General features: G+C 68.8%; 17 protein-coding genes. 9 read left to right on the forward strand and 8 right to left on the reverse strand.

Annotated elements, in window-relative coordinates; genetic code table 11:
* Positions 1-355: 355 nt before the first annotated feature.
* The 4 genes from ACE3TL_RS03755 to ACE3TL_RS03770 all read right to left on the reverse strand — a co-directional run bounded on the left by ACE3TL_RS03755 (position 356) and on the right by ACE3TL_RS03770 (position 5,786).
* Positions 356-2,557: a bifunctional DNA primase/polymerase gene (locus tag ACE3TL_RS03755; RefSeq protein ID WP_374577387.1), complete on the reverse strand. Its 2,202-nt coding sequence runs from the start codon at positions 2,555-2,557 to the stop codon at positions 356-358.
* Positions 2,558-2,634: 77 nt separating this feature from the next.
* Positions 2,635-2,877 (reverse strand): helix-turn-helix transcriptional regulator, encoded by a 243-nt coding sequence (locus ACE3TL_RS03760; RefSeq protein WP_374577388.1) that lies wholly within the window; start codon positions 2,875-2,877, stop codon positions 2,635-2,637.
* Positions 2,878-3,042: 165 nt separating this feature from the next.
* Positions 3,043-4,197 (reverse strand): site-specific integrase, encoded by a 1,155-nt coding sequence (locus ACE3TL_RS03765; RefSeq protein WP_374577389.1) that lies wholly within the window; start codon positions 4,195-4,197, stop codon positions 3,043-3,045.
* A gap of 293 nt (positions 4,198-4,490) precedes the next feature.
* Positions 4,491-5,786 carry a CitMHS family transporter gene (locus ACE3TL_RS03770; protein WP_374577390.1) on the reverse strand — a complete coding sequence of 432 codons (1,296 nt, stop codon included), beginning with the start codon at positions 5,784-5,786 and terminating at the stop codon, positions 4,491-4,493.
* A gap of 175 nt (positions 5,787-5,961) precedes the next feature.
* On the opposite strand from ACE3TL_RS03770, the gene leuC reads away from it, so the two are divergent.
* The 8 genes from leuC to ACE3TL_RS03810 all read left to right on the forward strand — a co-directional run bounded on the left by leuC (position 5,962) and on the right by ACE3TL_RS03810 (position 14,400).
* On the forward strand, positions 5,962-7,383 hold the full coding sequence (leuC, locus tag ACE3TL_RS03775) for a 3-isopropylmalate dehydratase large subunit (RefSeq protein ID WP_374577391.1): 1,422 nt from the start codon (positions 5,962-5,964) through the stop codon (positions 7,381-7,383).
* Positions 7,384-8,007 carry a 3-isopropylmalate dehydratase small subunit gene (gene leuD / locus ACE3TL_RS03780; protein WP_374577392.1) on the forward strand — a complete coding sequence of 208 codons (624 nt, stop codon included), beginning with the start codon at positions 7,384-7,386 and terminating at the stop codon, positions 8,005-8,007.
* The gene (locus tag ACE3TL_RS03785) at positions 8,004-9,002 is read left to right on the forward strand and encodes a phosphoglycerate dehydrogenase (RefSeq protein WP_374577393.1); all 999 of its coding nucleotides are present in this window, start codon (positions 8,004-8,006) and stop codon (positions 9,000-9,002) included. The genes leuD and ACE3TL_RS03785 overlap by 4 nt, the downstream gene beginning before the upstream one ends.
* Positions 9,003-9,139: 137 nt before the next feature.
* On the forward strand, positions 9,140-10,066 hold the full coding sequence (locus ACE3TL_RS03790) for a LysR family transcriptional regulator (protein ID WP_374577394.1): 927 nt from the start codon (positions 9,140-9,142) through the stop codon (positions 10,064-10,066).
* Between the two features lie 112 nt (positions 10,067-10,178).
* A complete protein-coding gene (locus ACE3TL_RS03795; protein ID WP_374577395.1) occupies positions 10,179-11,579 on the forward strand; it encodes an acyclic terpene utilization AtuA family protein in 1,401 nt (466 codons plus the stop codon).
* On the forward strand, positions 11,572-11,880 hold the full coding sequence (locus ACE3TL_RS03800; RefSeq protein ID WP_374577396.1) for a DUF4387 domain-containing protein: 309 nt from the start codon (positions 11,572-11,574) through the stop codon (positions 11,878-11,880). The genes ACE3TL_RS03795 and ACE3TL_RS03800 overlap by 8 nt, the downstream gene beginning before the upstream one ends.
* A gap of 83 nt (positions 11,881-11,963) precedes the next feature.
* Positions 11,964-12,671, forward strand: coding sequence for a 2OG-Fe dioxygenase family protein (locus ACE3TL_RS03805; RefSeq protein WP_374577397.1), 708 nt, complete (start codon positions 11,964-11,966; stop codon positions 12,669-12,671).
* Positions 12,672-12,735: 64 nt separating this feature from the next.
* Complete coding sequence (locus tag ACE3TL_RS03810) at positions 12,736-14,400, forward strand: glycosyltransferase family 4 protein (protein ID WP_374577398.1); 1,665 nt, start codon at positions 12,736-12,738, stop codon at positions 14,398-14,400.
* On the opposite strand, the gene ACE3TL_RS03815 is transcribed toward ACE3TL_RS03810, so the two are convergent.
* Entirely contained in the window at positions 14,401-15,669 is a 1,269-nt protein-coding gene (locus tag ACE3TL_RS03815) for a DUF445 domain-containing protein (RefSeq protein ID WP_374577399.1), read from the reverse strand.
* 9 nt (positions 15,670-15,678) lie between these two features.
* A complete protein-coding gene (locus ACE3TL_RS03820; protein WP_374577400.1) occupies positions 15,679-16,320 on the reverse strand; it encodes a type II toxin-antitoxin system HicB family antitoxin in 642 nt (213 codons plus the stop codon).
* A gap of 99 nt (positions 16,321-16,419) precedes the next feature.
* On the opposite strand from ACE3TL_RS03820, the gene ACE3TL_RS03825 reads away from it, so the two are divergent.
* The gene (locus ACE3TL_RS03825) at positions 16,420-16,689 is read left to right on the forward strand and encodes a hypothetical protein (RefSeq protein WP_374532459.1); all 270 of its coding nucleotides are present in this window, start codon (positions 16,420-16,422) and stop codon (positions 16,687-16,689) included.
* On the opposite strand, the gene ACE3TL_RS03830 is transcribed toward ACE3TL_RS03825, so the two are convergent.
* Both ACE3TL_RS03830 and ACE3TL_RS03835 read right to left on the reverse strand, forming a co-directional pair.
* Positions 16,664-17,917 carry a glycosyltransferase family 4 protein gene (locus ACE3TL_RS03830; protein WP_374577401.1) on the reverse strand — a complete coding sequence of 418 codons (1,254 nt, stop codon included), beginning with the start codon at positions 17,915-17,917 and terminating at the stop codon, positions 16,664-16,666. The two genes, ACE3TL_RS03825 and ACE3TL_RS03830, sit on opposite strands and share 26 nt — an antisense overlap.
* Positions 17,914-19,797, reverse strand: a complete 1,884-nt coding sequence (locus tag ACE3TL_RS03835) for a hypothetical protein (protein WP_374577402.1) — start codon at positions 19,795-19,797, stop codon at positions 17,914-17,916. Before ACE3TL_RS03835 ends, ACE3TL_RS03830 begins: the two co-directional genes overlap by 4 nt.
* Positions 19,798-19,812 lie beyond the last annotated feature (15 nt).

Raw genomic sequence — 19,812 nt, forward strand, 5'->3', positions numbered from 1 at the left:
AACTCAACATCTCAGGGTCTTCACGCGCCCACGCGCGCGCGTTTTGTGTCGCGGGTTCTGCGCCTTCGGGCGCCATCGTTGGCGGGGCTGTCCGGCGATGTGGCTAAGGGGGCCGTCTGCCAATTCGCCGAAGTGGGGGTAGGCAGGTAGACAGGTAGACGACCACTTTCCGAAACTTTCCCGGTTGTCGGGCTCAACGGGCGGGAATGGGCAGTGTCTGCTGCGCTGTTTCGATTAGATTGAGAATACTACCTGTCTACCCTGTCTACCTATCGAAAACTCCTTACAGAACTATAGCTTATGGGTAGGCGGGGGCTGCTTCCCGAGCGAGCGCCCCCCTGTCTACTGTTTGACCTCAGCTGGTCGTAAAACGCCCCTCTGCGAAGGCGTCAGCCCTAGCGGCCGCTGAGACGGCTGCCCAGTGGTCGTGATTGGTCAGCGACCAGAGGAAAGAGGAGGTGCGGCCGGATCGATCCTGCTTCTTGTAGCGCTCGTGCTTGATGGCCTTGGCTTCGTTCTGCAGCCAGTTGCGCACCCTGTGTTGCAGGTTCCGAGTGCGATTGGCGATGGAGGTGGGGATCGCCCCCAAGACATCCTCGATCCGAACAAGCTCGGCGTCGAAGGGGTAGACCTGCTCCTCCAGGAGAGACGCAAGATACTGCTCAGGCTCACCCTGCGAGAGCGACTTCATCTCTTCCTTGCCGGCGGTGGTGGGCGCGACCCCCTTCGGGCTGAGGGCGACCTCCCGCTTCGACAGAAAATCTGCGACTGCCGCGGGGCCATCGCCATCGAGGAAGGCGAACAGGCTTTCGTAGTAGGCTGCGTCCTTCTTCTCGGCCGGCGAGAATACGACGAGCCACCTCCGATCGTCCTTTTCGATGGGAAGGGCGTCGGCGTAATTGGTGAAGCAAATCAGATTGAGATGGTTGGGGATGTTATAGGCCCGGCCGTAGAGCTCCCGGATAGTGAGGTACGGATCGGTGATCACCGGCTTGAGCCGGTTTGCGATCTCCTGCCGGCCAAGGGTCATGAGTTCCTCAAGTACGGCGATCTGCGCCCCCTCCTGCCAACCTGTGTAGGTTTCGCTGACGACTGAGTTGGAGGGGCGCGAGATGTTGGGCTCACCCACGATCTGGCCCACCAGTCGGCCTAGCCAGCTCTTGCCTGTGCCATTGGCGCCGCGCACGAGAAGCGCGAAGTGGATCTTCTCCGAGGGCCGCCGCACTAGAAGCGAGAGATAGTCGAGGACGTAACCCCGCTCGCGTTCGTTGGGGAACAGGTAGGCCATGTGCTCCATGAAGATGGTGACGTCGCCAGCCCTCGGCTTGACGCTCGTGTCACGCCAGATGTTGTAGAGCCGCCCTCCATAGGGATTGGCAACATGCTCAGGCTGATCAGGGAGGTAGACGAGCGACTCGAACTTCTCGATGGGAAGGCGGTCCTTCCAAATGGCGCTCAAGATGTCACCGTCCGGCCAATACCCGCCCTTGAACGACTTGAACTGAGCGGCCGAAAACTTCTTCGTGTCGCGGCGGCGCACGAAGCACTCCGCATCGACAACCCATGCGTACTCGTCCGCCAGCTTACGGCTGACTTCCTGCAGCGCCTCATCCGGGAAGTCGTGCTCGGCGCTGTCGCGAGGCAGGAGATCAGCGCGTCCGGCGTCGACAAGCGCCTTGAAGAGCGTCTTCACGGTGACCCTGCGGCCCGCGCTGTCCGCGTGCAGGCTGTCCCAGCGACGACCGATGATCCAGGCAGCATCGGAATACTGCGGATCACCGGTGGACCACGCGATGAACTCCTGCCTGCCATCGCCAGCGGTGGCGTGGTGGCTGGCCATCATGATCTCCAGCCATCGAGCCTGGTCGCGGAATTGCGTGACGTCGAGGCCGTCGAGCATGGCGGCGAGTTCCTCGGGCGTATGCTCACCACCACCCGACGTGCTCGTCACCGAGGGACGCCGCGCGACGTCCATGAGGGACGACGGAGCGGATCGAACAGCGCTGAGCGGGACGGCGAGCACATCGTCATCCCACCGGTAGGGCAGGCGGGTGCCAGGGTGGACTGAGCCGGCGGCCACGACCTGACGGCCGAGGGTCTTGAACTCGATGCCGGGGTATTCCTTCAGCGTCTCGCTCAGGAGCATATCAGCGGGCTTGAGCATGTAGATATGCTTGCCGCCAGAGCCGGTGATGACGGTGGGGTAGTTTCCGAGATCGAAATCGAGATCCTTTTGAAGCCGGGCCAGCGGATCGTCCCCGTCCTCGAAATTCCGCGGATCGACATCCAGGACCAGATCGACGTCTCGAAGGCGGACGCCGACATTCGCGCCGCGCTGCATGTGAGCATGAGCGTCCTCGGTCGAGATGGGCGGGTCCTGGCGCCAGCCCTTGAACGGCGCCTTGCCGATCGGGCGACCCTTCTGGTCGACGGCGTCCGGGGCATGGAGCGGGATCAGCTCGTAGCCCGTGCCGGCGTACGCCTCCAGTTGCTGGGGCTCGAACGAGGGCGTGGCCTTCCGCTCGGGCGCAGCATGTTCGACATGTTCATTGCTCATGTCTCCCGAGCGGTCGCACCAGGGCGCGCCGGCTTCCCTATTCCGGTCGGCGTGCCCACCCCTCTCCTGAAAATCGCTCATCGCGCCACCTCGCCACGCACGAAGGCGTCGAGTTCGTTGCGGTGATACCGGACGAGCTTTCCGTTGATCACGTGGTAGGGCGGACCCTCGCCGCGGGCCCTCCAGGTCTTCAGTGTCCCAGGCGCACAGCCCAGGTAGGCGCCGGCGTTCTCGCAATCGAGCCAGGGGCTCGGCGCAGCCTGCGCGATGGCGTCGAAGACGACCTGGCGGAGGCCGTCGTAGGTAATGTGTTCAGTCAAGGCATGACTCCTCGGTCCCGCCGAAGCGGGTTCATTGAGACGCTGTATGGATCTGTCTGAATGAGGAGGCCGGCGCCCGGAGACGCCGGCTGCGCTCGTTATCCCGGAGGACCTCCCTCGGAGCGCGGACAGCCTAAGATCACAAAATTCCCAGCTGTAAACCTATTACTTCTCGTCTTGCTGGTCGTCGTTGAGCGGCCAGATTGGGCCGAGTACGAGATCCTCGAGCGCCTGCGCATGCGGGCGAAGGTGCTCGACAAGGTGTTCGGCGTGGACGTAGCCGCCCGACGCGCCGGGCAAGCGTTGTCCGAGCAGCAGGGCGCTCTCGGCATAGGGCACGCCTGCCGCGATGAAGAGCGTGCGGGCGTGGTGGCGGTACTCGTGTGGGCTCGGCAGCGCCCGGCGCTGCTCTTTCGGCTCGACGATCCGGCCGCAGGCGCTGTTCGGCGACGGCCAGAGCCAGGGACTGCCCAGCGGCTCGTCGGCCGCCAATCGGTCGGCGATGATCGAGCTGAGCCGCTTGCCCATCGGGAAGAGCATCTGCCCGCCCGTCTTCATGTGGCGGAACGTCATCACGTTGGCCGTCAGGTCGATGTCCTCCCGGCGCACCTGGAGAATCGAGGAGCGGCGGGCACCCGTCAGCATCATCGCCCGGTGTAGGTCCCGGCGGATCGGGCCGCAGGTCTCGGTCTCCTGCCACCAAGCGGTGAGGTCGAGGGCGCCCACCTCGCGGCGGTTCGAGGTCGGCACCCGCAACACGGCTACCGGGTTCTTCTCGATCGTCTCGTCCAGGCGCATGGCCGTGTTGATCACCGCGCGCAGGGTCCGCATGACGCAGGAGGCGGTCGTCTGGCCGCGCTGCTTCTTCAGGGTGTCGTAGAGGTCGCGGACCTCGGTGCGGGTGATGTCGGCCACCGCCCGGCTGCGGAAGCGGGTGAGGTACTTGTCGAGGTGGTAGCGATAGCTCTCGGCCGTCGCCGGCCGGAACTGCTTCTCCGACAGGTGGTGGTCGAGCGCCGCCTTGAGGGTGACGCCGGTCTCGTCGGGACCGGCGGTCGGATCGACGCCGGATTGGATCTGGCTCATCAGCGCTTTTGCCCGCGTGCGGGCCTCACGCAGGCCGATCCGGTCACACCGGTCGATCTTCACCCGCACGGTGCGGACGTGCCGCCCATTCCGCCTGACGTCGCCCTGGACCGCGTAGGTCTTGGTCGACTTGTGGCAAACGACCATCAGGCCCTTGACCTGCTCGTCCCGCCAAATTCCAGAGCCCGGAGCGAGGTCCCTAATGCGGGCCTCGGTCAGGTTCACGACTGCCATTCATCCACTCCACGAACACCGAAATGAGCACCGTGAGGACGCCTCCCGTGAAGCACCTCACATTACCCATCGTGTCGCTCAAGCCTTTGAAAGTACGCCATTAATCGCCCATGGCGCGCCCCTGGTCACCCGGACTCCGCCCAGCTACGAATCTGAGGGTCGGACGTTCGAATCGTTCCGGGCGCGCCATTTTCTTTCAGGCAACGCAGTTTCGCTTGGTTTCGAGGCCTGTGTGCCTTGAACACACTTGTGATATCTTCAAGCCTCAAGCCTGAGGGGCGGCCGCCCCGATCCTACGCCAAGGCGACGGCCCCGGTCAGGACCGCGGCGGCGAGGGCGAAGAGGCTGAGCAGCAGGGCCCAGGGCAGGCCGAAGCGCTGCAGGGAGCCGACGTCGCAGCGGATGAGGCTGGCCACCAGATAGATCGGCGCGATGAACGGGCTGATCACGTGCAGGGGCATGCCGACCATCGAGGCCCGCGCGATGTCCTCGGGCGAGACGCCGTAGGCCGCTCCGGTGGCGGCGAGGACCGGCAGCACGCCGAAGAAGAAGGCGTCGTTGGACATCACCACCAGCAGCGGCATGCTGATGAGGCCCGCGATGGGGCCCATATAGGGGCCGAATTCCGGCGGGATGGAGCCGACCAGACTCTGGGCCATGGCGTCGATCATGCCGGTTCCGGCCAGGATGCCGGTGAACGCGCCGCCCGCGAAGATCAGCGAGACCATGCTGAGCACCGCCTCGCCATGCACGGCGAGCTTTTCGCGCTGCTCGTGCAGCCGCGGGAAGTTGAGCGTCAGGGCGATGGCGAACGCGCTCATCACCAGGGCGGGTAGGGGCATGAAACCCGTCACCATGCCGACGACCAGGCCGAGGGTGAGCAGCAGGTTGAGAATCAGGTTGCGGGTCTGCTTGGGTGTTGCGGGCGTGACGTCGTCCGGTGGGACGAAGCTGCGCCCCGCCGCATGGTCGGCGGCCAGGCGCCGGCGCTCGAGCCGGCCGAACAGGTAGGCGAGGGCGAGGATGGCCAGCAGGCAGAGGCCGAGCGCCGGCAGCAGCGGGCCGACCACGTCCATGGTCTCCACGCGAAGCGCGGTCGCCGCCCGGGCGGCCGGACCGCCCCAAGGCAGCCAGTTGATCACCGAACTGGAGAGCCCGAGCAGGATCGCCAGGATCAGGAGGTTCATCCCCAGGCGGCGGTAGACCGGGTACATGGCCGAAATGGTGACCAGGGCCGTGGTCGCGCCGTCGCCGTCGAGGGAGACGGTCATGGCCAGGATCGCCGAGCCGACCGAGACACGCACGGGATCGTCGCCGGCCACGGCGAGCACCTTGCGCACCAGCGGCTCGAAGAGACCCGCCTCGATCATCACCGCGAAATAGAGCAGGGCGAAGACCAGCATCAGGCTGGTAGGCGCGACCGCCTTGACGCCCTCGATCATCATCTCGCCGAGCTGCGGAGAGAAGCCGGCCAGCGCCCCGAAGATCACTGGGACCAGGATCAGGGCGACGACGGCCGAGAGCCGCTTGGTCAGGACGAGCGCCAGGAAGACGCCGAAGGCCGCAAAACCCAGGACCGAAAGAGACACCGCGTTCCCCCATGTCGCCGGCCTTTGCGCCTGCGGGGATCGCAGCGGCCTGTGGGCTCGGATGCCTCCATGCTGGCGCAAGGCGCCATGCATGTACGGCATGGATAGATGCGTTCATTGCATCGGGGGGCGGATCGTCAGGCCTTAGGGTCGCCCGGGAAATGGACAGGGCGAGATGACGGCGGGCAGAACCCTCTACGACAAGATCGTCGATGCGCATCGCGTGCGGGACCTGGATGCGGAAGGCCGCCAGGTGCTGCTCTATGTCGATCGCACGGTGCTCAACGAGTACACCAGCCCCCAGGCCTTCTCCGGGCTGCGGGAGGCGGGCCGCCGGGTCTGGCGTCCGGGTGCGGCGCTGGGGGTGGTCGACCACGTCAATTCCACAGCGCCGGACCGCGGCGCGGCCATGCCCGATCCGGGCGGCCAGCGGCAGACCGCCTATTTCGCCGAGAACTGCCGCGACTTCGGCATCGAACTCTATGACGTGCTGCACCCGTTGCAGGGCGTCGAACATGTGGTGATGCCCGAGACCGGACGGGTCCTGCCCGGCATGGTGCTGGCCGCAGGGGACAGCCACACCACCACCTATGGCGCGCTGGGGGCGCTGGGTTTCGGTATCGGCACGTCTGACATCGAGCACTACCTGGCTACCCAGACGGTGATCTACCGGCGGCTTCGTTCCATGCGGGTGACGGTGGAGGGGCGTCTCGGGCTCGGCGTCACCGCCAAGGACGTGGTGATGGCGCTGATCCGTCAGATCGGCGCGGCCGGCGCAGTCGGCCATGCGATCGAGTTTGCGGGCGACACGATCGAGGCCCTGAGCGTCGAAGGCCGCATGACGCTCTGCAACATGGCCGTGGAGTGCGGCGCACGCGGCGCGCTGGTCGCCCCGGACCAGACGGTCTTCGACTATCTGGAGCCACGCGTCGCCGGGCTTGGCGGTCGCTGGCGCGAGGCGGTGGAGGCCTGGCGCGGCTTGCGCAGCGATCCGGACGCCAGGTTCGATCGGGATGTGCGGGTCGACGCCGCCGCCATCGCCCCGATGGTCACCTGGGGCGTCAGCCCCGATCAGGCCGCGCCCATCGACGGCCTTGCGCCCGATCCCGCCGCGGCGGCCGATCCGGCGGTGAGGCGCGACCTCGAGCGGGCGCTCGCCTATATGGGCCTGGCGCCCGGCGCACGGCTCGACGCCATTCAGATCGACCGGGCCTTCATCGGCTCCTGCACCAACGCCCGGCTGGAGGACCTGCGCGCCGCCGCCGCGGTGGTGAAGGGGCGGCGGGTGGCGTCCCGGGTCCGGGCGATGGTGGCGCCGGGCTCCAGCCTGGTGCGGCGTGCGGCCGAGGCCGAGGGGCTGGACCGCATTTTTCAGGACGCCGGATTCGAATGGCGGCAGTCGGGCTGCTCCATGTGCCTGGCCATGAACGACGACGTGCTGGCGCCGGGCGAACGCTGCGCCTCCAGCACCAATCGCAACTTCGAGGGCCGGCAGGGGGTCGGCGGGCGCACCCACCTGATGAGCCCGGCCATGGTCGCCGCCGCCGCGATCCGCGGCCGGCTGACCGACTGCCGCGATCTCGCGACGGAGGCCTGAATGGAGCCCTTCGTCCTCGCCGAGGGGCGTGCCGCGCCCCTGCCGGCGGCCAATATCGACACCGACGTCATCATGCCCAAGCGGTTCCTCAAGGGGATTGACCGCACAGGCCTCGCGGACGGCGTGTTCGCCGATCTGAGGTTCGGCGCGGACGGGACGCCCCAGGCGGACTTCATTCTCAACCAGCCCGGCTGGCGGGGCGCCTGCTTCCTGGTGGTCGGGCCGAACTTCGGTTGCGGGTCGAGCCGGGAGCATGCGGTGTGGGGGTTGCGTCAACTGGGCGTCCGGGCGCTGATCGGGACCAGCTTCGCCGGGATCTTCTTCGACAACTGCGCGCGCAACGGCCTGTTGGCCGTCTCGATGAGGCCCCAGCAGGTCGAGCTGCTAACCTGCCTGGCGGCCGATCCCTCCTGCAACACCTTCCGCCTCGATCTCGACGCGCAGACTGTAACCGTCGCTGGCGTCGTCGAGCGCTTCGAGATTGACGGGCTCCTGAAGGCCATGCTGATCGAAGGCCTCGACACGGTCGGCGCCACCCTGAAGGGGCGCGAGGAGATCTGCGCCTTCGAGCGCCGGCACTTCCAGGCCTTTCCCTGGCTCGCAGACCCTGGAGTTCGTCGATGAGCGCAACATCGCGGCGGGTGGTCGTCACCCAACGCTTCTTCGATCCGGCGGCCGTGGCGCTGCTCGCGGGGGCCGGTTGCGAGGTGGTGATCCACGAGCCGCCGCCGGGCAAGGCGGACGGCGACTACACCGAGGACGAACTGACGGACCTGCTCGCTGGGGCGGGCGGCTGGATCGTCGGCCATGCGCGAGTGACGCGCGAACTCCTCACCGCCTTGCCAGAGCTCGTGGTGATCTCCCGGCGGGGCGTGGGCTATGAGCGGGTCGATCTGGAGGCCGCCCGCGACCTTGGCCGCGTGGTGACGATCGCCGCCGGCGGCAACGAAGCTTCGGTGGCCGACCATGCGCTCGGACTGATGCTGGCCGTGGCGCGGCGGTTCCGGGAATCCCAGGCGCTGATGGAGGCTGGCCGATGGTCGATCCTGATGGGGTCGGACCTCTATCGCAAGACGGTGGGGGTGATCGGCCTCGGCCGGATCGGACGCAGCCTCGTACAGCGGCTTTCCGGCTTCGAGGCGCAGGTGCTGGTCCATACGCCGAGACCCGACCCGGCCCTGACCGGCGTCCGATACGTCGCCTTGGAAGAACTGCTGGAACACAGCGACTATGTGTCGATCCATGCGCCGCTGACCGACCAGACCCGGTTCCTGATCGACGCCCGCGCGCTGGCCCGGATGAAGCCCGCCGCGATCCTGGTGAACACCGCGCGCGGCGGGCTGGTGCAGGATGCGGACCTGCTGGACGCACTGACGGCGGGCCGCCTGGCGGGAGCGGGCCTCGACGTGTTCGTCAGCGAGAGCGACGCGGCCTTCAAGCCGGTGACGGAAAAGCTGCTGGCCCTGCCCAACGTGGTGGCGACGCCCCATGCCGGCGCCTCCTCGTACGAAGGCCTGGCGCGGACCAACGCGATCGCCGCCCAGTCGGTGATCGCGGTTCTGGACGGCGGCGACCCCGCGCCAGGGTGCGTGGTGGCCGACGGGCGGCCGCGCCGCTAGAGCGTGATCTGTTTCGACAGAACCGGATCACGCTCAAGACTCTTTGAATTTAGAGCATTTTCTGCTCCGAACTGGCGTCCATTTCGGCGGAAAATGCTCTAGTCTGCGGCGAGCAAGGGAGGATCGTCGGCGAGCGGATGGAACTGGACTGGTTGGAAGATTTCCTGGCCCTGGTCGAGTTCGCGCACTTCTCCCGCGCGGCGGAGAAGCGCAACATCTCGCAACCGGCCTTCAGCCGCCGGATCCGCATGCTGGAGGCTTGGGTCGGCGCGCCGCTGTTCAATCGCGACACCCACCGCATCTCCCTGACCGTCGCCGGCGAGCAATGGCGGCCGGTGGCCGAGGATCTGCTGCGCCGCGCCTATCTGGGGCGCGAGCGCGCCCAGGACGCCGCCGGGGCCCACGGCGCCACCGTGCGCTTCGCCTCGACCCACGCGCTCTCTGTGACCTTCTTCCCCGAGTGGCTGGAGCGCACGGAGGCCCAGCACAATCTCGGACTCGCGGTGAGCCTGGCCACCGACAGCATGGCCGGCTGCGAACAGAAGATGCTGCAGGGAGAGGCGCACTTCCTGCTCTGTCATCACCATCCCTCGGCTTCGGTGTCGTTCCGTCCCAACTACTTCCGCTCGGTCGATATCGGCCGCGACCTGCTCGTGCCCGCCAGCGCGCCGCGGCCGGACGGCCCGGGGCCGCTCTACGCCTTGCCGGGGACGATGGCCGAACCCCTGCCGCACCTGACCTACGCCCAGGTCTCGGGCATGGGGCGGATCCTGGCGGCGAACCTGGCGCTGGACGGCCCCTCGGCCTGGCTGACGCCGGCCTTCACGGCGCACATGGCCACGGTGCTGGCCATGATGACGCGGGCGGGGCGGGGCGTTTCGTGGCTGCCCATGAGCCTGATCGGCGGCGACCTGGACGCCGGCGCCCTGGTCCGCGCGGGCGGACCGGAGTGGGACGTGCCGATCGCCATCCGCCTCCATCGGCCGCGTGCGCGCCAGAGCGAGGCGGCCGAGCGGTTCTGGTCGGTGGTGAAGGCCATGCACGAGGCTGAGCCCGCGGCCTGATCGCTGCGGCGTTCATGTGCAACGCGCATGAATCGATGCGTCCGGCGCAACGGTCGGCGCACTATAGAATGGTTGGAGAACGGGCGTCCCCGAGGGCGCGCAGGGAGCGAGCATGCAGGCGCAATTCACTCAGGTCAGGCTCTTCGTCCCGGTCGGCTCGCTGGGCGCGGGCGTGCGGGCCGACGAAGTCGAGGCGGCGATCGAACGCGGGTTCGACGTCATGGCGATGGACGCCGGATCGACCGACAGCGGCGCGGCCTATCTCGCCACCGGCACGTCGAAGAACAACCGCAGCGCCGTAAAGACGGACCTGCTGCTGGTGATGGGCGCGCAGGCCAGGACGGGCGCCAAGCTGATCGTCGGCACCGCGGGCCAGGCGGGCGGCGATGCGAATGTGGACTGGACCGTCGAGATCGTGCGCGAGATCGCACGGGAGAAGGGCTACCGGCCCAAGATCGCCGTGATCTATTCCGAGCAGACGCAGGCGGCGATCAAGGCCAAGCTCGCCGCTGGACGGGTGCAGCCCCTGCCGCCGCTGGGCCAGCTCGACGAAGCGACCCTCGAAGCCTGCGATCACATCGTCGCCCTGATGGGCCCCGAGCCCTATGTGGCCGCCCTGGAGCAGGGCGCCGACATCATCATCGGCGGGCGCAGCACCGATCCGGCGGTGCTCGCCGCCTTCCCGATCTGGAAGGGGGCTCCGGCCGGGGCGGCCTGGCATGCGGGCAAGACCGGCGAATGCGGCGCCCAATGCACGCTCGGCTCCAATCTCGGGACCGGCGTCTTCCTCACCATCGACGCCGAAGGCTTCGAGGCCGAGCCCCTGCTGCCGCAGAACAAATGCACCGTGCACACGGTCTCGGCGCACATGCTCTACGAGAACAAGAACCCGTTCCAACTCCATGAGCCGGGCGGCATGCTCGACGTGAGCAACGCCCGCTACGAGCAGGTGAGCGACACCCGCGTGCGCGTCACCGGCTCGGTCTGGACGCCGCGGCCCTACACCATGAAGCTCGAGGGCGCGGGCGGCGGCCTCTACCAGACCCTGATGCTGGTCGGCATCGCCGATCCGTTCGTCCTCGAGAACCTGAACCTGTTCCATGACCGGATGCAGCGGGCCCTGACCCGCCGCATCGAGCGGACCATGGGCGAAGGGGTCGGCAAGTTCGACATCTCCTTGCGGATCTATGGCTGGAACGCGGTGTCCGGCCGGCCGGTCCCGGACGATGCGCCGCCTCCGCGCGAGGTGGGCGTCCTGTGCGTGATCACCGCCGAGACCCAGGATCTGGCCAACCAGATGGCCAAGGCCTGCAATCCCTACTTCTTCCACCTGCCGCTCGCCGACGGCATCGAGTTGCCGAGCTACGGCTTCCCCTGGACCCCGGCCGAGGTGCCCCGCGGCCAGGTCTACGAATTCAAGCTCAATCACGTGGTCGAGGTCGATGATCCGCTGGAGCTGGTCCGCTTCAAATGGATCGACCTGGCCGCCGCGCTGGAGGACGCCCATGCCTAAGCTGAGAGACGTCTGCCCTCGCGTGCGATCCAAGGTCGCCGGCCCGTTCTGGGTGACCATCGACCTCTTCTTCGACAGCCGCGAGGCTTTCGACCGCTACCATGACGACCCGGCCATCCAGCCGCCCTCGGTAGCCGCGGTCTATGGTGTCGATCCCGCCCTGGTCGCGCTCTACAAGGTCCCGGACCTTCACATGGTCAAGATCTCCTATCCGCGGCCTGCGCCTCAAGGCGGGGTGGTGGAGCGCGACATGCATTCCGGCCAGCAGTTCGTCTTCCTGCTCGACGTGGAGATGAGCTAGGCGCCCGGCAGGCGTCCTGCCGATGGCCCTTTGAAATCGCGGCGCGATGGCATAGCTGCGGACTCTGTCCTGGAGATCCGCCCATGCTGGAGCGTCTGAGATCGCATCTGTCGGCCGACGGCTTTGCGCGTGCGCAGGCCGAGGAGATGCAAGACGCGGTGGGCGCGCCGGCCGTCGGCGGCTGGGAGGACTATGCCCGCTCCTGGAACGACCTGGCGCCAGACCGCTTCATGGCCGACGGCGGCCGCTATCGCCGCCGTCGGTACGGCGTCTTCGAGGCCGCGCCCGGACGGCTGGTCCGCCAGCCGCACCAGCCGCACTATCAGAGCCGCGACTACAACAGCCTCAACGGCGGCGTGGAACGCTGGTTCGAGCCGATCACCGAGGTGGTCGCCGCCTCGCCTGTGACGGAACAGGTGGTCGGCCTCTGCCTCGACGTCTTCGGCTCGCGGCGCCCCGATCCCGGTTATCCGTGGCGCCTGGAGATGCACCAGTTCCGCATCGAGGCCAGGCCCGGCGAGGCGGGCCAGCCGACGCCGGAAGGCGCGCATCGGGACGGGGTCGACTGGGTGCTGGTCATGCTGGTGGCGCGCGAGAACATCGCCGCGGGCGTCACCAATATCTTCGATCCGCAGGGCAGGTCCCTGGGCGCCTTCACCCTGACCCAGCCGATGGATGCGGTGTTCATCGACGACGCCCGCGTCTTCCATGGCGTGACGGCGGTCGAGCCGGCGGACCCGGTCAGGCCCGCCTATCGCGACGTGCTGGTGGCGACCTTTCGCAGAAGCTGAGGCGAGCGGCTTGGCGCGCGCGTCTGCGCATGCGAGACGGGAGCCCGATCAACGGGGGACCGTCTTGGCCGGCAGCATCGCGCTCTATCATCCGTCCGCAGGCGTGCGGCCGAAGACCAACCCGTTCGGGAAGGACGTCGCCAATGTCGAGCTGTTCCGCGCCATCCTGAAGCACGGCGACTTCGACGAAGTCGATTTCCACGTCTCCAGCGACATCACCGCCGCCGACCTCGTGCAGGGCCTGTTGGACGGGCCCTCGCCCAAGCAGGTTTCGGTCCGCGCCTTGCTCGACCAGGCTGCGCCGGTGCGGGCCGGCGCGCTGGTGCGCGGCGTGCCGGACCTGTCGGACATGGCCTGGCTGCGCCGCTCCACCGGGCACGAGGCGGACTACAGCCTGGTCGGGATGGTGCACACCTTGGCGCCGCCGGCCATGCGCGAGGTGATCGGCAAGGCCGCGACCTCGCCCCTGCAGCCGTGGGACGCCCTGATCTGCACCTCGCCGGTCGTGCAGCAGGCGCTGACCACGATGTTCGACGAGTGGACGGACTATCTCGCCGACCGCTATGGCGGGAGCCGGCGCATCCGCCCGCACCTGCCGCTGCTGCCGCTCGGCGTCGAAGGGGCGCGCTTCGCCGCCCTGGCCGATCGTCCCGAGGCGCGCAAGGTCACGCGCGAGGCGCTGGGAGCGGCGGAGGCCGATATCGTCGTCCTGTGGGTCGGCCGGCTGTCCTTCTTTGAAAAGGCCTTTCCGCAGCCGATGCTGCGGGCGATCGAGGAGGCCGCGGCCAAGGCCGGCGACGGCGTGCGCGTGCATTTCGTCCAGCTCGGCTGGTTCCCCGACCCGGCGACGCAGAAGCCGATGTACGAGGAGGCGGCCCGCGCCTATGCGCCCTCAGTCGTGGTCCATCACCTGAACGGCAACGACGCCGATCTGGTCGGTCGCATGTGGGCGGCGGCCGATATCTTCCTGTCGCTGGTGGACAACATCCAGGAAACCTTCGGGATCACCCCGCTGGAGGCGATGGCGGCCGGCCTGCCGGTGGTGGTCAGCGACTGGGACGGCTATCGCTTCACGGTGCGCGACGGGATCGACGGGTTCGGGGTGCGCTCGCTCGGCCCCGCGCCAGGGCTGGGGCAGGGGATGCTGAACCGGCATCTCTTCTACGGCATGAGCTATCAGTCCTATGTCGGCACGCTGGCCCAGCACACGGCCGTGCATGTGGGTGATGCGGCGGCGCGGATCGCCGACCTGATCGCCTCGCGCGAGCTGCGGATGAAGATGGGCGAGGCAGGCCGGAGGCGCATCGCCGAAGCCTTCGATTGGCAGGTTGTGGTCGGCCAATTGCAGGAACTCTTACAAGAGCTGGCCCAGGTCCGCGCCTCGGCCGCCCGCGAGGCGCCGCGCCACCGGAGCAACCCCCTGAAGGGCGAGCCCTTCGGCGCCTTCTCGATCTTCCCGACGCAGGTCCTGGCGGCCGGAACGCGCTTTTCGGTACGGGCGGGCGCCGGCGAAGGCGACCTCGACCGGGCGCAGGCCGTCAAGCTGGACATGTTCGCTTCGGGATGGCGTGCGCCGATGGACGGTTGCCGCGCGGTGGTCCGGCGGCTGGCCGCCGAGGGCGAACTCTCGCTGGAAACGATCCTCCAGGACGCGCCCGTCGCCCAGCGTCAGGCCCTGGGCCTGGCCCTGGTCTGGATGTGCAAGATCGGCTTGCTCGACTGGCGCTGACTACTGAAGGCCGAGCGCGCGGCTGACGGCGAAGATCGCCAGGCCCACCAGCCCGCCGACCAGCGTGCCGTTGACCCGGATGAACTGCAGGTCCTTGCCGACCTGAAGCTCCAGGCGCTCGACCACGCCCTTGGCGTCCCAGCTCGCCACCACCTGGGCGACGAAGCCGCCGATCTCGCGCCGGCGCGGGGCGATCACCTGGCGGGCGAGGATGCGGGCCCAGCCGTTGAGCCGCGCCTGCGCGCTCTCCTCCGCATGCAGCCATTCGCCGAGCGCCAGCAGCAGGGCTTCCAGCCTCGCGGCCAGTTCGGAGCTGCGCCCGTCGCTGAGCTTCTCGATCAGCTCGTCCCAGAGGCCGCGAGCCTGGACGCGCAGGGCCGGGTCGTCGAGCAGCCGGGCCTTCAACACCTCGCCACGGGCGATGAGGTCGGGATCGTGAGCCAGGCGCTCGATGTAGCTTTCGATCCAGGTCTTGAGTTCCCGCCGCCAGGGATGGTCGGGCTCGCGCATCTCCACCAGCAGTTCGCCAAGCCCGGTGGTGACCTTCTGGGCGATGATCCGGTCGATGAACCTGGGCATCCATTTCCAGGACTTGGCCTCGACCTTCTCCTGGATCGCCGCTTCGTTCTCCGCGAGATAGGTCGCCAGCTTGTCCAGGCCCCATTCGAAGGCGACCTGCGAGCGGCCCTCGTTCCAGACGGCGGCCAGCAGCTTGGAGGCGGTCGGCGCGGCGGGTACGGCGCGCAGGCCGGCCAGGGCGGCGGACCCGGCCGTTTCACGCAGCATGTCCTTGGGCAGTTCGCGCAGCACGCCGGGCAGGACGGCGGCGAGACGCGCGGCCAGCCGCCGGGCGTTGCGCGGCTGGCGCAGCCATTCGCCGCCCCAGCGCGCCACCTCGATCTGGCGCAGGCGGCTGTCCAGCACCTCGACGGTCAGGAAATTGTCGGCGAGGAAGTCGCCCAGGGCCTGGCCGATGCGGTCCTTGTTGCGCGGGATGATGCCGGTGTGCGGGATCGGCAGGCCGAGCGGCCGGCGGAAGATCGCCGTCACCGCGAACCAGTCGGCGCAGGCCCCGACCATCGCCGCCTCGGCGAAGGCGCGCGCATAGCCGAGGCTCCCGGCCAGGTCTGGCCGCGCGCGCAGGCCGTAGCTGGCGGCCAGGAACACGCCGGCCATGGCGACCAGCAGGCCGGTGGCCATGGCCTGCATGCGGCGCAGGTCGCGGAGCTTCTGAACGTCGCGGACGGATGCGGTCGCGAGGGCGGCCATGCGGCGATCCTAGAGGTTCGCCGCCGCCTCGTCGTCCTCCTTGGCGCGTTTCGTCTCGGCGTCGCGACGCCGGCTCATGGCCGCCGAAATGCTGTCGGCCGTCTTGCGGATGGTTTCGCTGACCCGCGCGTCGAAGTCGCCCACGGTGCGGTTGAAGGCCGAGTCCGGACCCAGGCTCTCGGTGATCTTGCGGCCCAGCACCGACCATTCGTCCTGCAGCTTGCGGGCGATGGCGTCGAAGTCCGCGCCGGTTCCCGAACCGATCTTCTCGCCGAGCGCGGTGCGGGACGCCGCGGCGATGAAGCCCGAGCGGCTCATGCCGCGGGCCTCGGCGGCCTGGTCGATGCGCTTCAGGAGCTGCTCGCCGATGGAGATGTTCACCCGCACCGGCGGGTCTTCCACCGAGATGTCGACCAGGAAGGGGATTTCGCCGGCGGCGGCGTTCACCGCCTCGGCCGCGGTCGGGCGCGGCCATTCCTGGCCCTCGTCGGTCAGGCGCTGCAGCTCGCGCTGGATCGCTTCGCGGGCGGCGGCGACCAGATCGGCGATGCTCCCGCCGGAAACCGACAGGCCGGGCAGATCGGGAACCCTGGCCTGATAGCGGGACTGCTGATCGCCCGCGGCCAGGGCGACGAAGACGAGATTGGGCATGGGCGTCTCCATGAAACAGGTCAGCGCCTTATGTTGTGTATTTTTGCGCAATTGCAACCGCGCCATCGCGAGCCAGCGGAATCATGCGAAGAGGCGATCATGCCCAGCCCGCCCGGTTTGCCCGAGTTCGACCTGCCGATGATCTTCGGAGATTCGATGGCGGGCCTCGGATTCCAGTCCGGGGTCGCGCGCCTGGCCTTCGCGGCCAACACCGCCGACGAGGCGGGCCAGGAGCGGATGGTGAAGTCCGGCTACCTGATCCTGACGCCGAGCTGCATGCTGGAACTGCGCAGCCAGATCGACCAGATCCTGACCGAGCTGGAACGCCAGGGGGTCATCAGCTTCACGCCCGAGAAGCTGGACGGCTGAGGTCGCCGCGGCGCGCCGCGGCCGCCGCCTTCAGCGCCGCGCGTTGCACGCCGTCTGGCATGGTGGCGAGCCAAGCCTGAGGCGACAGGCGCTCGATCACCCGCTTGCGGCCGGCTTCCGACAGGCGCTGGGCCAGGCCCGGCTCGGTGCGGATGCGGCGCAGGGCCTCGGCGGCCGCGTCGATGTCCGGGTCGGCCCACATCTGGCCGCGATAGATGCCCTGGGGGTCCTCCACCGGGACCAGCCTGGCCGGCACGACCATGGCGCAGGTCTCGTCCATGAAGTCGAGATTGCCCGACCAGCCGGTTCCGATCATCGGCGTGCCGAGCGCCATGGCCTCGGCCATGATCAGGCCGAAGCCCTCGGCCCGGTGCAGCGAGACCACCGCGTCGGCGGCGGCGATCAGCGCCTTGACCTTCGCATAGGGCCACACCTCGTCGATCACCTCGACGTTCGGCGGCGCCATGGCGCGCAGCTTGGCCAGCAGATCGGGAAACAGCTTGCCGTTCTGGGTCTTGATGACCAGGCGCGCGGTCGGGTCGTCCGGGAAGGCGCGGCCGAAGGCGGCGATAATCCCTTGCGGGTTCTTGCGGGCCATGGACGACTTGAAGTCGAACAGGGTGACCGCCAGGAAGCGCTCGTCGCGCGGCGCCGGCTCGACGTCGCGATAGTCTTCCATGAACAGCGGAACCGGCACGGTGCGGACCGGCGCACGGGCGCCTTCCAGCGAGGCGCCGGTGAAGCTGGATGGAACCCAGACCTCGTCCATCATCGCCGCGTCGCGCAGCCACGACTTCGGCGCGCGCGGCAGTTCGAACGCCCAATAGCCGTAGCGGGGGCCGCGTACGTTCTTCGGCCCCAGATAGGCCAGGGCCGCGAGCAGTTCGGGGGCGTTGCAGTGGAAGATCCAGGCGCCTGGCGATCGGGCGGCGTCGGTCGCGCCGATCCAGTCGAGGCGGGCGCCGGAGATGTCGACCTTGTCGACCGGCGCGCCCAGGGCCTCGAAGGCGCGGGCGCAGAGGATGGCCGAATGGGCGATGCCGTAGGAGCCGCCGAAGTCGCCCACCACCCGGATCGGGCCGGAAAAGTCGTCGCCGGCGTGGGGCGCCTCGGCTTGGTGGCGGACATAGGCCTTCAGGGCCGGACCCAGCACGGGCTGGGCGATCGTGCGCAGTTGCGGGGGCAGGGCGGCGCGCCAGGCGCGGCGGATGGAGGTAAGCAGACTCATGCGCTGGCCGAACTCCAGGACACGCCCTGGCTGAGCAGGGCCACCGCGTCGGCCGGGACCAGTCCAGGCGCCGTGCGGAAGATGACGATGTCGGCGCGGGCCGGCGGCAGGGCCGGGACGCCTTGCGGGGTGCGGAAGCGTGCGGCGCCCGCGTCATAGACCAGGGCGTCGCCGCCCGCCGCCTCGGGTGTCCAGCGCTCGGCGACCAGCAGGGTGTGGACCTGGCCGGCCGGCTGGGCGCGGGCGGGCTCGGGCGCCGGGCGGCGGACGGTCAGGCGCGCCAGTTCGAACATCGGGTGGCTGTCGACGCTGGGCGGCAGGGCGGCCAGGTCGATCCCGTATTCGGCCAGGCCCCCGCCGATCAGCCAGCGTAGGAAGCCGAAACGGCCGTTGAAGCCGGTCAATGGAAACAGCTTCTGCAAGTCGCCGCGGCTTTCCCAGATCGACAGGAACAGCCGGGGGAAGGGCAGGCCGCGGGCGAGATCGCGCACCGGCGCATCGAAGCCGGAGCGCAAGGTCGCCCCCACATGCCGCGGCCAGGCGGCGCGGTGGGCCAGGCCGTAGGCCGCGAACCGGAGCCTGGCCTCGGAAAGGTCGCCGGCGACGTAGCGGGCGGCGCGTATGGCCAGGCTGGGATCGGCGAAGGTCTCCAGCGGCGCCAGCCGGGCGTTGAATCGACCCTCCACAGACTCCGGTCCCAGCAGCCAGGCGCGCAGCCCCGCCGGGTCGCTGGCGAAACGGTCGCGCAGGTCGCGCCGCGCTCGCGTCAGGGCGGCGATGGCCGGCGCGTCCGGCGTGGTGGTCAGCCAGGTGGCGAGGTCCGCCGAGGAGGCGAGCCACGGCCCTTCGCCGCGCGGCCCTTCAGGATCGCGCACGGTCGCGCCGGGGCGCACCGACACCCAGGTCTCGGCCGCCGCGGTCAGGCCGCCGCCGAAATCCTCGCCCGCGCGGGCGGCGGCCAGCATGCGGCGGCGGTCGGCCTTGTCGACCAACTGGCCGGACGGGAAGGCGGCGTGGCCGTAGGGTGTGGCGGAGGCCTCGACATGGCCGTTGCGCAGCAGGGCGGCGGCGTATTCGGCCATCAGCGCGGCGAGCGGGCCGCCGGCCGCGACCTTCACCCGATCCTGGTGCTTGGAGAGCAGGCCTGGATGCAGCGGGTCGAAACCCGAGAAGTGGAAGAAGACCAGGGGCTGGCCGTCGACCCGCCAGCCGCTTGCGTCTCGGGTCACCTCGCGGCCCTCGAGGTTCCAGTAGGCGAGGTTGAGGGCCGGGCTGCGCAGGATGGCCAGGTCGCTCACGAAGCCGGGCGCCAGGTCCATCCACTTCTGGTCGGTGAAGAGGCCGGCGGCGAAGTCGGCGCGGCAGTCGAAGCGCAGCTTCTCGCCCCACCAGTCCAGCAGGTCGAAGATCTGCGGCTCGGCGCGGGCGGCCATGAAGCCGAGATTGTACGCGCCCGATTGCAGCAGGGTGTGGTCGCTGGGGCTGGCCTCGCCGCGCAGAGGCCGGGTGGCGTGGGGGGTCAGGGCCAGGGGCGCGCGGGCCAGCGCCTGGCGCACTTCGTCCAATGGCCGATAGACCCAGATGTCGGGGTCGAGATAGGTGCAGCTTCCCATCCCGTCCTCGGCTAGCAAGGCCTTGAAAGCGTGCGGCTTGACCGCGGTGTTCAGCTCCAGGGCGTCGTAATAGGCGCACTTGGCGGCGAAGTCGGGATCGAGATAGGCCGCGTCCAGCACCCGGATCGCGGGGTCCTTGAAGGCGATCTGGCCATCGGTGGCGATCACCACGCGCCGCGCCTTGGGCTCGGCCGCGGCCAGGCTCTCCATCAGGCTGGCGGCCTGGGCGGCGTAGTTCCGCGATACGATGGTGAAGATGACATCCACGGCCGGTCCCCTGAC

This window comes from Phenylobacterium sp. (genome assembly GCF_041920015.1).
GTDB lineage: Bacteria > Pseudomonadota > Alphaproteobacteria > Caulobacterales > Caulobacteraceae > Phenylobacterium.